Consider the following 14,033-nt stretch of genomic DNA (forward strand, 5'->3'; position numbering starts at 1 on the left):
GAGGTACATCTTCAAAACTGAAAACTATGCTAGGAGAGGGGCAAGGAGAAAAACTGTATTGTATAATAGCAGGAAGCGCTGTATCTGAACTGTATTGAATCCTGATCAGCAATTCAAATCCATTTTTTCGTAAATCCACGTAAGCGGATTAACACTGGCTTTGACCAATTGCCACCTAGCAAATCGTGCAGCAGAATATAAAAACAGGGGATGATAAATAATGTCAGCATTGTTGCGATCGCCATCCCAAAGAAAACTACAATTCCTAAAGGCTGCAAAAATTCAGAACCTTCGCCAATGCCCAAGGCCAAAGGAAACAGTCCTAAGATCGTCGTGACTGTGGTCATGATAATTGGGCGCAAGCGTTGAGGAGCAGCTTTCATGATCGCAATTTGGCGAGTACAACCAACTTCTTCCCGAATTTGGTTCGCCAGTTCCACCATCAAAATCCCCGCGTTCACTACAATTCCCACCAGCAGCACCACACCAACAATTACAGTTGCGCCAATTGCAGTTTTGGTAATGTAAAGTCCAAAAATTCCCCCAGCTAATGCCAGTGGTACGGTGAAGATAATTACCAACGGGTCAATGAGCGAATTGTATTGCACCGCCATGACTACAAATATTAGGAAAACTGCCAACGCTCCCAAGGTTTTTAAAGCATCCTGAAGTTGCTGATTAGTTTCTTGAGCAGAACTAGGCACAATTGAAACCCCATCAGGTAAGTCTACATCCTGGAGTACCTCATTGACTTCGGCGATCGCTTCACCAAGACTAGCTCCATCGCTGAGATTGCCTGCCACAATAAAAGCTTGGCGCTGATTAATTCGTTGCACCTCACCCGGCGCTTGGCCTTCTTGAATATCCGCAACATCTGAAAGCCGGATTAATTGATTATTTTCTGTAAATAGCGGTAACTGCTCTAGTTGCGAAGGACGCGCAATCGCTTCTTTATTTAGCTGCACCCGCACATCAACCAACCGATTGCCGCGTTGAATTTGCGTGGGAATTGAGCCTTCAATTGCTGTCTGAACTGTTGCACCAATTTGCCCTGCGCTCAACCCTAAAGCTGAAACCCTTTCCCAGTCGGGGCGAATTTGGATTTCCGGTTGCCGGGGGTCGGCATCTGGTCGGAATGTCGCTAATTTTGCCCTTTCCTGCAACGCTTGCAGCACTTGTGCGCCTGCTTGCGTTAAACTTTCTTCATTCTCACCTTGCAGAATCACGTCAACGTCTGACCCTTGCACCGGGGAATTACTCAAAATTAAACCCCGCACTTGTCCAGGAGTGAGGCGCAGCAGAATTCCTGCTAAGTTGAGTTTGTTAAATTCCTGAGTGACTTTTTTGACGAATACTTCGACATCTGTGCCTGGCTTTAAATTGATAGTACTGCCGGCACGTAAAGGATTTTCTGTAGTATTGGTGCCAAACAAAGAACCACCCACAGTTGTAAAAGCAAACTCGGTTTCTGGTTGTTTGAGCAAAATGTCATCGACAATTTGCATAACTTTTTCCGAAGTTGCTAAAGGTGTACCGGCGGGAAACTGCGCTCTTAAGGTGGCTTGTCCAGTGCTAATCCGTGGTAAAATTTCTTGGGGAATTTGACCAAACATAAAGAAGCTACTGCCGCCTAAAATTAGCAAAGCAGCAATTACTACGAGGAGCCGATAGTGTAAAACTTTGCTTAAAAAGTTACCGTATCCCCGCGTAGCATCTTCAAATCGGTGATTAAACTTTCTAAGCAGCCAAAATTCACTTACCCTACTAGACCAGGAAATTCCCAAAAGTCGAGAAGACAGCATCGGCACTACTGTAATCGCAACGATAAGGGAGGCTGCGACTGCAAAACTAATTGTCAGAATCAGTTCATTAAATAGCAGTGCGATAAAGCCGCCAATTAAAAGGAATGGCACTACAGAAACTAAGTTGGCAGCTGTAGCAGCAACTAAAGCAGATTCTACTTCTTGGGAAGCATTAATGGCACTGTCAATAAAGAATTTGGAATTTTTCCCCTTTTCCTCTGCCCCTATTTCTCTCTGATTGGGAGTCATCCCCACTTTTTCGGAAATGTTTTCTAAGATTACAACCGATGTGTCAATTGCCTGACCAACTCCTAATGTCAGACCTGCTAAACTGAATACATTTAAAGTCAGACCAAATATTTTCATCAAAGCGATCGCTGTTAGAGTACACAGGGGAATCGTCAAACTGATGATCAATGTTTGCCTGAATGATCCTAAGAATAACAACACTGCTGCTGCTGCTAACAATGCCCCAGAAATTCCCGAAAAGATGACATCATTTAAGGAATTACGAATGAAGACAGATTCATCTGTGGTGGGACTCAAAGTCATATCTGCTGGAATTAAACCCGATTGCCGCAATTGTTCAATTCGCCGTTTAACAGCATCTACAACGTTAATTGTATTGGCCTCAGGCTGCTTTTGGACTGAAAATTTCACAGCAGGTTGACGATTGAGGTAGACAAATACTCGCTGGTCTTCTGTATCGTCAATTACCTCAGCAAAGTCTCGCAAGTAGACGCGGCGGGAAGGTGCAGGGGTAGTAGTTGCAGTGGTAGTGGTATTACTGCTATTAGTGGTATTAACAGTAGCAGAAGAGGAGGAAACTTCCAAGGAAAGGTTTTCAATTTCCCTAGCATTTTGGAAGCGCCCTACAGTCCGAGTCAATGGCTCGGAATTTTGCCCCAGAATCCGACCACCAGAAGTATCTTGGTTACGGGCTGTTAATTCATCTAATACATCATTTAACCCCACACCCAAAGCTTGCAAACGGTTTAAGTCAACAAGCACTCGGACTTCTTCCTCAGCACCACCAGACACATCAACTGAAGCGACTCCTGGTACAACACTAAGTTCCCGCGTTAACTCTTCATCAGCAAATACGCGTAAATCCTTACCTGGCAACGAGGCAGATGTCAGTGCCAATTCATAAATCGGCAATTGAGAGGGATCGACTTTAAATAATCGCGGCTCCTCTATGGTGTCCGGTAGTTGTCCTCGGTTTCGGTTAAAGGCAGCAGTAGCATCGTTTAGGGCTTGGTCAATATCGCCCCCTGGTTGGAAGTATAAATCGAGGCTTACCTGTCCTTCACGGGTGCGGGAAAAAACTTGCACTACATTCTCAGTCGCCCTTAAAGCTTCTTCCAAAGGTCTGGTAATTTCGTCTACTGCTACTTCTGGGGAAATACCAGGCGCTTCCAGCCGAACGCCAATTCGTGGATAGGTAATTGATGGTAAAAGATCGACTTGGATCGTTGTGAGAAAAAATACCCCAATGACAATTACTGCCACGGTGAGCATGAGTGTGCCAATGTGTTGGCGGATAGCGATCGCACTGACGCTAAACCCGCCATTGCCATTATTATTTGCCTGTTGCATGATCCTAAATTGATGGCTACTGAGTACTTTTTTTATTGGTATGGTGCTTATTGCTCACCCTACTATTGCTTTTCTGAAAGAACTGAAAGACTTATAGTGTCACCTTCTTTTAACGGCTTACCACTACGAACAACATAGCGCTCTCCCGCTTGCAAACCGGATAAAATTTCCACTCTCCCATCAGCCCTTTTTCCTAACATTACGGCTCGTGCTGTTACCTGCGTTTTGCCTTCTGTGTCTTTGACGACAAATATTGCCCCGCTTTGGTCTTGTGACTTTGCCTCTGTCATCCCAGATGTGTTAGGTGGAGAATTCTGCCCGACATTTGTTTGCGTCTCACCTGTGGCATTTGATTTATTGCCCCTTGCCTTCTGAATAGCTGTTTGTGGCACTACAATTCGTTGTTGTGTCTGGTTTTCAAAATTGACTCGCGCCAGTAGTCCACTGCCAATTTTGCCTTGAGTGTTGGGAATTACTACCTCCACAGGTATCAACCGAGCCGTAGCATCCGCAGCTGGAGAAATGCGTGTTACTCTGCCAATTAATCCTTGATCGGGGAAGGCATCTAAGCGAACTTGTACAGACTGCCCAACCTGAATTTGTGACAGTTCTAGTTCGGAAACTTGCACCACGACTTTGACACGGTTAAAGTCGCCAATTTTCAAGACTTCGCCCCCTGCTTGCAGAAGATTGCCGGGTTCTGTAACCTTTTCTATAACTATGCCAGTTATGGGGGATGTGAGCCGAGCATAAGAGCTGCGCTCTTTGGTTTGGGCAACTAATGCTTGCTGGGCAAGTACTCTACCTTGGGCAGCTGCGACGGCTTGCTGTTCTGTACGGACTTGATCTTGAGCTGCCCGCAATGCTTGAGCAGCTGTTTTAGCTTCAGTACGTGCTTGTTCGGCAGTTTGTTGAGCGATCGCTCCAGCTTTGAATAGATTCTGTTGGCGTTGTGAGTCTGCCTGAGCTTGAACTACTTCTAGCCGCGCCCGTTCAACGTCTGCACGGGCATTACTTACCTGATTGGTTGCTCTTGCTACTTCTGATTTGAGGGCTGCTAATTCTGCTTCTGTTTGCTTTAAAGCTGTCAGTAGCAGTACATCATCTAATTGTCCGAGGTTTTGTCCTCGCTTAACTGTATCACCTACATCTAAGTTCAAAGCCAACAGCCGTGCTTCTACTTGCGATCGCACTGATACAATCTGAAAGGGTGTTGTATTACCTGTATATTCTAGTTGTTTTTGCAGCAAGTCAGTTCGAGCGATCGCCACATCTACAGGCGTTGCAGCACCACCGCGTTGCCCATTACCAGAATTTTGAGGTTGTGCATCTGCTGATTCCTTGGGTAATGATCCGCAACTAGCCATCAGCAGTCCTATGCCCACAAAACAGGGAATTAATAAACTTCTTACAGAGGTGGAGGAAAGGAAATAATTTCCCTCTTTCCCTTTCCCACCCGTTGCACAAGTGCTTTTTGCAAGAAGTCTACTCTTTAAATCTGCGGTAGCCACCTCAGTTTTCACAACTGAGTCTAACTTGATATTAATTAGCTCTTTAGTGGCTACGGGATCTGTCATTCTCACCTGTTTGTGCGGCTTATTTGTGTCCAAAATCATTTACTTTTCTCCTATTGGGGAGCTTTTGGGCTTAAACAGCCGTGTTTTATCAAGTAATTCTGAGAGATATCATTAACGGAAAACGGTGAGAATGAATAAGCTGTCTAACAGGAATTTTCTTTATCGAAAACTACTGTTTTCCACAAAAATCACAAAATCCTCACCGCTCTACTTCTTTCGCAGAGGTAGACAATCTTCTTGCAGTTAACAAATTATAAACTTAATATAAATATTTGTCAGTTTCCTGATATCTACCCATAGGGTAAACCTGGGTTTTTCTAAAGGTATGATACTTTTTAGACCTTATTCTAACATCATGGACAGTATTATAATAATTACCCTTATTATTTGTTACATAGGATCTTATTCTACCATAAATACTAGTATTTATGGTATATTGCTTAATATATTAAAAATATTAAAGATTTATTGCTTTTTGTGTCTAAAATGTATTAGAGAACACTATCTTTTCTTACCCCCCTTGCATAATATGGCAAGAAACGGGGCGATAAATACTGTAGCAACAACAGCAAGAATTAACTTTTGCCAGAAATATATTTGCATTAGGTGAGGAAAGTAAGGCATGACATCATTGCTAAAAATTGCACAAACTGCTAATGAATCCCAGATTTCCGAATTTTTCCAGGAATCAACAGGTAAGTGGCGATCGCAACGGCGCTACTACACCCTACCGAAGGGAGAAATCAAGGAGATGGAGAGTATAGTTACGATCAATTTTCTAGAGCAAGGATGTGATGAATTGCAAAAGCTAGCTCAGATGCACGATTTGCCTGATCTGGGTAGTTTTATCTGTGGTGCAGCAGTTACATGGGAAAGTACGGATGTGCTAAAGGCAAGGAAAGAGTCTCAAGGCTCAACTTTATTTGGGGTTATGGGCAGCACCTTGTGTCGCGATCGCGGTTTTGCCATATCCAAACCAGTTACCGCCCAATATTATTTCTCCAACCCAAAAACACTGTGTTTGCGAACTGAGTATAACGGTTCAGTGTTTGAGGAAGAGTTAAAGCTAATTGGTAGCAAATACCGCACCAGACAGACCATCATCTCCCGTGCAGATGAGCAGTTGATGATTGGCCAATATTTAGAAAAAAGAGTGGAGGATTAGTTTATCCGATGGCTGCGGCTGGCTATAAGTAGTTTGACTACTTAACATAACTTTCCATAACAGTTTTTTAAACTTTCCCCAGAAAGTTAGCTGCTATGTCATAATGGGAAGTGAAATGAGAATTAATTCGGTGACAGTGTTTGTGTTTAGTATTGACAGGCTTTTTCCTCTTGACAGTATTACAGACTTCTCTCCGAAATCTAAATCTCTACAAACTTATGATTTTGGAGACATTCAATGTCAATTTACGTAGGTAACCTCTCCTATGAAGTTACACAAGACGCGCTGAGTGCTGTTTTTGCAGAATATGGTTCTGTAAAGCGCGTTCAGCTACCTACTGACCGAGAAACAGGTCGTCTACGCGGCTTTGCTTTCGTGGAAATGGGTACAGAGGCTGAAGAAACAGCTGCCATTGAAGCTCTTGATGGTGCTGAGTGGCTGGGTCGTGACCTTAAAGTGAATAAGGCCAAGCCTAGAGAAGACAGAGGTGGTTCCTTTGGTGGTGGAAACCGTGGCGGCGGCGGCGGCGGCGGTGGCTACAACCGTAACCGCTACTAAACCAAGTAGACTAAAGTAACTTAATTGAATTTATAAAAGGCTCAAGCATTGCCGCTTGAGCCTTTTCTATGCAAAACTCAACTTAAGAATTTTCAGAAACCTAAAAAACCTACATGAAATAGGTAAAGTTGCTTTCTAATGAGTTGTTAAGGGAATTTTGTAAATAGTTTGTTAGATTGATTGTTGACATACCTCCTCGTCCTAAAGTCCGAGGATTCCTTAACGCTTCATTGGGTTGTGCTATTCGATTTAGTCTTACCATCCCTCGACGTTCGTTTATAGTCTCCCAATGCCCTATGGCGACTATATACAGTTTACTATAAAGCCGTCCTAGAAGGACGGGGCTTGAGTCCCATTTTTTTGGTCAATTGTCTAATTGTAGCTCTGTTAGAGTGAACAACTAGCATCATCAGTGATATCAGCATCTTAAAATACAAAAAATATGACAGTTAGAAGTCTGTTACCATTAATCGCCGTTACTTTTGTCTGTAGTGGATCTGTTTTAGTGGAGGCGCGTCAACCCAAACCTCCCGCGTCTGTTGCCAAACCAACCGTTTCTCAACCCGTGCAGCCACAATGGAAGTTATTCACCCCTCCAGATGGGCGCTTTACTATTTTGATGCCAGGAAGCCCCAACAGAAATACCCAAGCCCAAAAAACTTACATGGGACAAATTAACTTAGAAGTATTTGTCGCTCAACCACCAAAGCAGGAAGTAGCATACATAGTTACTTACAATGACTTTCCTTATAGTTATGGAGAAATGGCTGATCCCCAAGCTGTACTTAATAATGCACGGGATATAGCTCTAAAGACTACGAAAAGTAATTTAATTAGTCAACGAAACATTCGGAGTTCAAATAATCATCCTGGCAAAGAAATTGAGTACATCAATTCTGGAGGTAAAATTACTAAAAGTAGAATGTATATTGCCGAAGGAAGACTATATCAAGTAATGGCAATAACCACTAAAAAACAGCAGAAGACATTAGCTAAAACCATTACCGGATATTTAAATTCCTTCCATGTGGTTTTGAAAAAATGAGATAACTAAAACCTCTACTAGATTAGCCTTGGAATTGATTGCAAGGCTAATAAATAAGTGAATTTATATTAGGCATAATTGCTTCCTGAAGATTGACTCCGCTAAGGTTAGCTCCTTTTAGGTCAGCTCCTCTAAGGTTTGCTCCTCTGAGATTCGCCCCTGCCAAATTTGCTCCTCTGAGGTTAGTCCAACTCAAATTAGCTTGACTCAAGTCAGCCTCACTTAGGTTAGCTTGGAGCAGGTAAGCACCACTTAAATGAGCTTTGTTCAGATTAGCTTTGTACAGCTCAGTTTTGTAAAGATAAGCTCCCAACATCTCCGCCTCGTACAAACTTGCCTCGCTAAGGTCGGCGGCAATCAAGTTAGCTTCAATGAGGTTGGCAAAGCTGAGGTTAGTCCGAATCAGCTTTGCTGCACCCAAATCAGCATCTTTCAAGTTAGCACCTCTTAAATCAGTTCCAATTAGATTAGCAGATGCGATCGCAGCACCTCTAAGATCCGCCTGACTCAAGTCAGATCCAATTAAATTGGCATGACTCAAATCTGCTTGCGTAAGTATAGCACCACTCAAGTTAGCAACACTGATGTTAGCCCTGCTCAAGTTAGCTTCAGCAAGGAAGGCTTTAGAGAAGTTGGCACTACTGAGGTCAGCACCACTGAGGTTTGCTCGCACAAGTAAAGCATTACCCAAATCTACCCTGCTCAAGTTTACCCCCTGGAGGTTTGCGCCTCTGAGGTTGTCTCCTTGCAGATTCGCGCCGCTTAAGTCTGGTTCAATCTGGGGATTTTTCTTTCTCCACTCAATCCATGTAACTGCACCTGCTTTCAGTAAAGCTAGATGCTCTAGATTTGCCATTTTCTCTCCTTTACTCCTGACGCCCACCCAGAGAATTTGCCCGACCAGCTACACTTTCAATGGCCGTTAACGCTCCCGCCGCACCTGCTATAATATCTTGTTCTTTTCCGCCTAAGTAAAGCCGTCCAAAGCTACCTACAGCTTGAACCTCAAGAATGTTAATCATTGCTGCTTTCTCAGCTTCATTCGCAGCTAGTGCGGCGTAAGCAGCAGGTTCTACTTCTAATACATACAACGTTTGCCCTGCTAGTAGTAGCTGTCCCCGTCGCGTGCGATTAATAAGTTGTGTTTGGTAAGCATCAATGTTGCGGATAATCTGACTAGAAACAACACGCGGTTTCAGACATTCCTCTCTTCGGACTCCCAATGCCGCCAAAATAGCTTGACCAGCAGCTCGCGTTTCGCCTTGGGAGCTAGAATGTACTTCCAATAGTCCATACAGTCGTTCGACTACTTGTACTCCCGGACGGACAGAAGCAGATTTTAAGGCTATATCCGTAATCTTATTAATTTCGATACCAGGAGAGATTTCAATCCACAGTGATGTATCCCCTGGTAATGGTAAGAAGCCTTGAGAGACTGTTCCCATATATGCTGCATGTTGAGGTTGCAGGCTGTCGAGAAATACGAAACTGCGTAGTTCTATTCCCAAAATTTTCCTCTCCAGTCATAAGGGTAAAAGTTATCTATTACAAAATGCGATCGCTTTACTTGCAGCATTTTAGCCACAAGTCAAGGATGAAAAAACACTAAATAGAAAAATTTTGCTATCGATAAATCTTATACCTGAGAAGTACTCTGACAGTAAAAACCGCCTTGACAATTGTACAAGTTTTATTAAACACAAATCGTTGTCTGCAATGCCCAAATTGAGCAATACTTGCCTTCATTTACTGAGCAAGTTAATGTTACAAAAAAGGATCAGGAAACAATAGCGGCGGCGGTGTAGAAGGGAAATACAAGAGGTTAAAGTATAGGGAATATAAATTTTACCAGCTTCCCTAACTAAATTAGTGGATGATAGAAGTACTTCCATCTAATTAATTAGGACTGGGCATTTGCGCTACCCTAAGTCTGGAAGCCAGGGATAAATGAGATGAAAAAGTGGATTTGGGTGATGCTGTTGGCAGTTGCCGTGGTAGGTAGCAGAGGTAGCACGTTTTTTGAACAGCTTCCCTCACCGGCAACTGTTGAGAGGATTCCAGTGGAAACGCCACAGCCAGAGTCAAAGGAAGTTAACAGTGCGCCGCAAGTGTCTGCTAACAAGCTGTTAACCCATATCCAAAAGTTAAATTTTCAGCGCTACACAACAACAGAGCGATCGCTTACTCGCACTTATATCACAACTGAACTGAGAAAATTCGGCTGGAAACCCAAATTGGAAAAGTTCTCTGAGGGTGTGAATATTTTTGCCGAACGTGTAGGAACAAGCATTGCATCTGGAGCAATTCTCGTAGCAGCCCATTATGACACTGTTGCCTTATCCCCTGGTGCTGATGATAACGCTAGTGGCGTCGCTGTGGTGCTGGAAGTAGCCCGGTTGCTAGGTTCTCGGACAACGCCACGGACGTTACAGCTAGCCTTTTTTGACCAAGAAGAAGCGGGACTTTTGGGTAGTCAGGCTTTTGTGAGCAAAGCACCACGCTTGCAAAACCTGCACGGAGCGATTGTCATGGATATGGTGGGTTATGCTTGTTACACTGCTGGGTGTCAAAAATATCCTGCGGGATTGCCTCTTACCCCACCTAGCGACAAGGGCGACTTTTTGGCAGTAATCGGTGATACGGAACATTTGCCTTTGCTGAATGCCTTTCAAAGCTCACAGATACTTCCGTCAACCGTCCCGAATAAACATAAATCAAATCTGCCACCAGTCTTAACACTACCAATTCCTTTTAAAGGTTTACTGACACCTGACACCCTACGCAGCGACCATGCACCATTTTGGTATCAGGGTGTGGGCGCTGTGCTGGTGACAGATACCGCAAATTTACGTACTCCCCACTATCATAAACCTAGCGATGTTCCAGCGACTATTGAGCGATCGTTTTTCACAGGAGCAGCACAGATTGTAGTCAATGCTACTACTACCTTGTTAGAGAAGAACGAAATTTTAGAAACTCAACCACCAAACTAACCTAATAATTCGTAGTTAAAAACCAAATTACGAATTACGTTAGCGTAGCGGTAGCGAGTCCGCGAGCGTCATTACGAATTACGAATTATCTTGATCGGTTTTTAGTTCAGGAAAAGTCAATGTCCAATTCTGTTTATCATTAATCTGAAAGTATAAACCTTGGAGAATAAGCCGCAGAGCTATTCGAGTTCTAATAAACTTCCTCACCAGATAAGTTCCTGGTTCAGCAGAGATATCATCAAAGTTCTTTTTATGACCAAATTGCTTTGAACAGTAACTGCCAGCACCTTGGACTGTCACCACAAAAAATGGAGATTGTTTGTATTCATCAGGAATCATAAATATTCCATATACATGGTGACGACCACGCCACGGCTGAACAATAACCTTAGTGGCCTCTACTTGAAATTTTGTGGTTTTTGATGCTAAAAAAGCCTTAAAATTGCACTCAGAATCATTCACAGGCCACCACAGTGTAATAATACTCAACGAGAGTATTAAAATTAAAATATAGGGAAATTGGCGACGCATAAAGCCAAGAAAAATTGTTGATTCTGAGAAAGATGCTGAAACCTTTTTACCCAAGAGGATTTTGAATTATTAAATCCAAAATATGGTCAAGACTTCAGACCACAAAAAGTGCAGATAATAGACGCGTAGTTTACCGCCGCAGGCATCGCTTACCCTGTTTTAGAGCTTCGTTATAGTATTTAACTTAGTTGAGAAACAATCGGGTTTTTGTGGCTGTAAACACCAATATGCTGCTCAAATTTTTAGCTGTGATGAATTCTACAATTCGTTGCCTTTGTGATGTTTTGGATGTAGCTCTGTTCGGCTCATCTGATGCGTTGACAAGGTAAAGGCGATCGCCACCAAGTTCAGGAAAAATCCGCTTTTATTTCTAGGCAATCAATGGGGTAGTAAAATACAATACGCTTGGGTTAGTGATATTTAATGTTCGGAGATCCCCCCAACCCCCCTTAAAAAGGCTTGCTCATATCTCTTTTACTTCCTTTTTAAGGGGTCGCCGGAGGCGGGGAAATCTTAACTTAAGCGCATTGGTAGTAAAATACACAATTATTCGTTATATTCCCGTAAGTAACAGTTGGTAAAAATATTTATGGCAAGAAGTTGGGGAAGTCTCAAGACAGTTGCGGGTTTCTTTAGCGCGTTGGCTTTGCCCGCCGTAGGCATCGCACTTACACAGTTCGGGGCAAACACTTCGGCAATTGCGGCTGATACGGTTGTCGTGCGTTTTGGTTTATTTACAGAATCCATCTCCCTTGCTGAGTTGCAAAAGGCTGCCAAAACTGGGGAATTACCTGAGAGTTTGAAGCCTTACGCCAAAAGATTATCTGAACAACAACGCCGCTTTTTCTTGGGTGCACTGGGCATGAAATTGCCGCTTAATGTTGTCACCGTTAGTAAATTAGTTAATACCCAAATTGGTACAAGTATTCTCAATGACTTCGCTACAGCCTTAGCCCGAGAAGACAAAGCTGGGGTACAAGCACTGAGAGCAGGATTGGTATTAGGCTCTACTGCACCGCAGGGTCTTTCTATACTGAGCTTTATCGCTGCTTATCCCAGTAAACGCCTAGAAATTGATTTACCCCAGGCTTTTGTGGTTGCAGGGAGTTTGAATACAGCTTTTTGGCGTACCCAACAGTTTATGCTAGCGATCGCTCCCCAACTCAACCCTAGAACACCGCAGATTGCTTTCCCTTTTGATCCTTCCAAATCAGGAAACGCTCAAGTACAAATACTCAACTTAAGCCTGAATGACCAAAAGCGCCAACGTAACATTCCAGCCGATATTTACTGGTCAACTGCTGCAACTCCCAACAAACCTGTAATTGTCTTTTCTAACGGCTTTGGGTCAGTCCGCACAGAGTTGCGTTACCTAGCAGAACATTTAGCATCCCACGGTTATGTCGTAGCAGCTTTAGAACATCCTGGTAGTAATGAGACAAATATTAACTCAGCATTACAAGGCAAAAACAGAATCGTGAAGCCTCAAGAGTTTTTGTATCGCCCTCAAGATATTAGTTTTGTTCTCGACGAATTGGAAAAGCTTAACCAAACAGCTAATAATCCGCTACAGGGGAAACTTGCCACCACGAACGCGATGGTTGTTGGTTATTCTTTTGGCGGTGGTACAGCTTTAGCACTTGCTGGTGCTGAGTTACAACTGGAAGGACTCAAACAACGCTGCAAAAAGAACTTGGTTGTCTTGAGTCTGGGAGAAGCTATGCAGTGCATTGCTCAAGAACTGCCAGAAAACAACTATCAATTGCGGGATACTAGAATCAAACAGGCGATCGCTTTTAATCCGACAACTTCTCTGATTTTTGGCGAAACTGGGTTAACCAAGGTGCAAGTTCCTACCCTAGTGTTGGCAGGTTCCGCAGATAAAACCACCCCAGCTTTAACTGAACAGATTGTCGGATTTGACAAAATTCCATCCCCGAAATGGCTCGTTGGTATAGTTGGGGGTACTCATCTGAGTGTAAAAGACCCCAGCACCACTTTGGATCAGATAGGAAAACCAAATACACCGATTAGTGGAGGTGAAGTTGTAGGCGAAAAAGCGGCTGATGTTCGCAAGTACGTTAAAGCTATAACTTTGGCCTTTGCTTTCCAGATGACTCCAGAAGCTAAAAACTACGCGATCTTTCTGACATCATATTATGCCCAGTTTGCTTCGACTGCCGCATTTCCATTTCGCCTAATTACGCAGATTCCTCCTGGTACTGTGCCAGTGGTGAAAGAATTTGTTGAAAAATAAGCGGCTTCCAATTAAACAAATATCTAATGTCAGGGAACCAGTGCGTTGCCCAGAGTTGTCTGTACAGTCAAAATCCTTAATTTTCTCTTAGAGGATGTTTGTGTAGCCAAGCCAGTGCGGGAACAGGAGGTTTCCGCCATGAGCACCTGACGCGCGAATGACCTTCGTCGGGGCTTAAGTTGACACGCATGAGCAATGTTCGCTACAACACAATATCTGTGGTTCAAATAAATGAAAGCTGCTGTGAGTAATATACAGCTTATAAAATTGGACTTAATTTTTGATATTTTACCTAGATAAAATTATATTAACTTGATATTAAAATTATAGTTGCTGTTAAATTAATACTAATTTTTCATAGTTTAAATAACTGTTTAAACATATATTCTATCTGAAGAAATTATATTAACTTGATATTAAACTTATAGTTGCTGTTAAAGCAATACTAGTTTTTCATAGTCTAAATAAGTAGGTAGGCACGAATTAACCTAACTATGTAACAAAAT

10 protein-coding genes are annotated in these 14,033 nt (G+C 43.0%); 5 read left to right on the plus strand and 5 right to left on the minus strand.

Features of this window, described 5'->3' with window-relative positions; all coding sequences use genetic code 11:
* Nucleotides 1–113: 113 nt before the first annotated feature.
* Together F8S12_RS02670 and F8S12_RS02675 are read right to left on the minus strand one after the other, a co-directional pair.
* Nucleotides 114–3,401: an efflux RND transporter permease subunit gene (locus F8S12_RS02670; RefSeq protein ID WP_196514677.1), complete on the minus strand. Its 3,288-nt coding sequence runs from the start codon at nt 3,399–3,401 to the stop codon at nt 114–116.
* A gap of 62 nt (nt 3,402–3,463) precedes the next feature.
* On the minus strand, nt 3,464–5,017 hold the full coding sequence (locus F8S12_RS02675; RefSeq protein WP_230967739.1) for an efflux RND transporter periplasmic adaptor subunit: 1,554 nt from the start codon (nt 5,015–5,017) through the stop codon (nt 3,464–3,466).
* Nucleotides 5,018–5,600: 583 nt separating this feature from the next.
* Between F8S12_RS02675 and F8S12_RS02680 the strand changes: the two genes are divergently transcribed.
* The 3 genes from F8S12_RS02680 to F8S12_RS02690 all read left to right on the plus strand — a co-directional run bounded on the left by F8S12_RS02680 (nt 5,601) and on the right by F8S12_RS02690 (nt 7,746).
* Nucleotides 5,601–6,143 (plus strand): phycobiliprotein lyase, encoded by a 543-nt coding sequence (locus tag F8S12_RS02680; protein WP_196514678.1) that lies wholly within the window; start codon nt 5,601–5,603, stop codon nt 6,141–6,143.
* Nucleotides 6,144–6,380: 237 nt separating this feature from the next.
* A complete protein-coding gene (locus tag F8S12_RS02685) occupies nt 6,381–6,701 on the plus strand; it encodes an RNA recognition motif domain-containing protein (protein WP_196514679.1) in 321 nt (106 codons plus the stop codon).
* Between the two features lie 442 nt (nt 6,702–7,143).
* The gene (locus tag F8S12_RS02690) at nt 7,144–7,746 is read left to right on the plus strand and encodes a hypothetical protein (RefSeq protein WP_196514680.1); all 603 of its coding nucleotides are present in this window, start codon (nt 7,144–7,146) and stop codon (nt 7,744–7,746) included.
* 46 nt (nt 7,747–7,792) lie between these two features.
* Here F8S12_RS02690 and F8S12_RS02695 read toward each other — a convergent pair whose 3' ends face one another.
* On the minus strand, nt 7,793–8,602 hold the full coding sequence (locus F8S12_RS02695; protein ID WP_196514681.1) for a pentapeptide repeat-containing protein: 810 nt from the start codon (nt 8,600–8,602) through the stop codon (nt 7,793–7,795).
* 10 nt (nt 8,603–8,612) lie between these two features.
* Entirely contained in the window at nt 8,613–9,254 is a 642-nt protein-coding gene (locus tag F8S12_RS02700) for a hypothetical protein (protein WP_196514682.1), read from the minus strand.
* Between the two features lie 444 nt (nt 9,255–9,698).
* Here F8S12_RS02700 and F8S12_RS02705 point away from each other — a divergent pair, with 444 nt between their 5' ends.
* A complete protein-coding gene (locus tag F8S12_RS02705; protein WP_196514683.1) occupies nt 9,699–10,739 on the plus strand; it encodes a M28 family peptidase in 1,041 nt (346 codons plus the stop codon).
* Nucleotides 10,740–10,817: 78 nt separating this feature from the next.
* Here F8S12_RS02705 and F8S12_RS02710 read toward each other — a convergent pair whose 3' ends face one another.
* A complete protein-coding gene (locus F8S12_RS02710; RefSeq protein ID WP_196514687.1) occupies nt 10,818–11,270 on the minus strand; it encodes a hypothetical protein in 453 nt (150 codons plus the stop codon).
* 589 nt (nt 11,271–11,859) lie between these two features.
* Between F8S12_RS02710 and F8S12_RS02715 the strand changes: the two genes are divergently transcribed.
* Entirely contained in the window at nt 11,860–13,527 is a 1,668-nt protein-coding gene (locus F8S12_RS02715) for an alpha/beta hydrolase (protein ID WP_196514684.1), read from the plus strand.
* Nucleotides 13,528–14,033 lie beyond the last annotated feature (506 nt).

The organism is Nostoc sp. WHI (assembly GCF_015714725.1).
Classification (GTDB): domain Bacteria; phylum Cyanobacteriota; class Cyanobacteriia; order Cyanobacteriales; family Nostocaceae; genus Nostoc.

Bases quoted from the DNA above. Each gene is read 5' to 3' on its own strand.
- F8S12_RS02685 (WP_196514679.1), top strand. From the start codon at position 6,381: ATGTCAATTTACGTAGGTAACCTCTCCTATGAAGTTACACAAGACGCG.
- F8S12_RS02675 (WP_230967739.1), bottom strand. From the start codon at position 5,017: ATGATTTTGGACACAAATAAGCCGCACAAACAGGTGAGAATGACAGAT.
- F8S12_RS02695 (WP_196514681.1), bottom strand. From the start codon at position 8,602: ATGGCAAATCTAGAGCATCTAGCTTTACTGAAAGCAGGTGCAGTTACA.
- F8S12_RS02670 (WP_196514677.1), bottom strand. From the start codon at position 3,401: ATGCAACAGGCAAATAATAATGGCAATGGCGGGTTTAGCGTCAGTGCG.
- F8S12_RS02715 (WP_196514684.1), top strand. From the start codon at position 11,860: ATGGCAAGAAGTTGGGGAAGTCTCAAGACAGTTGCGGGTTTCTTTAGC.
- F8S12_RS02680 (WP_196514678.1), top strand. From the start codon at position 5,601: ATGACATCATTGCTAAAAATTGCACAAACTGCTAATGAATCCCAGATT.
- F8S12_RS02710 (WP_196514687.1), bottom strand. From the start codon at position 11,270: ATGCGTCGCCAATTTCCCTATATTTTAATTTTAATACTCTCGTTGAGT.
- F8S12_RS02705 (WP_196514683.1), top strand. From the start codon at position 9,699: ATGAAAAAGTGGATTTGGGTGATGCTGTTGGCAGTTGCCGTGGTAGGT.
- F8S12_RS02690 (WP_196514680.1), top strand. From the start codon at position 7,144: ATGACAGTTAGAAGTCTGTTACCATTAATCGCCGTTACTTTTGTCTGT.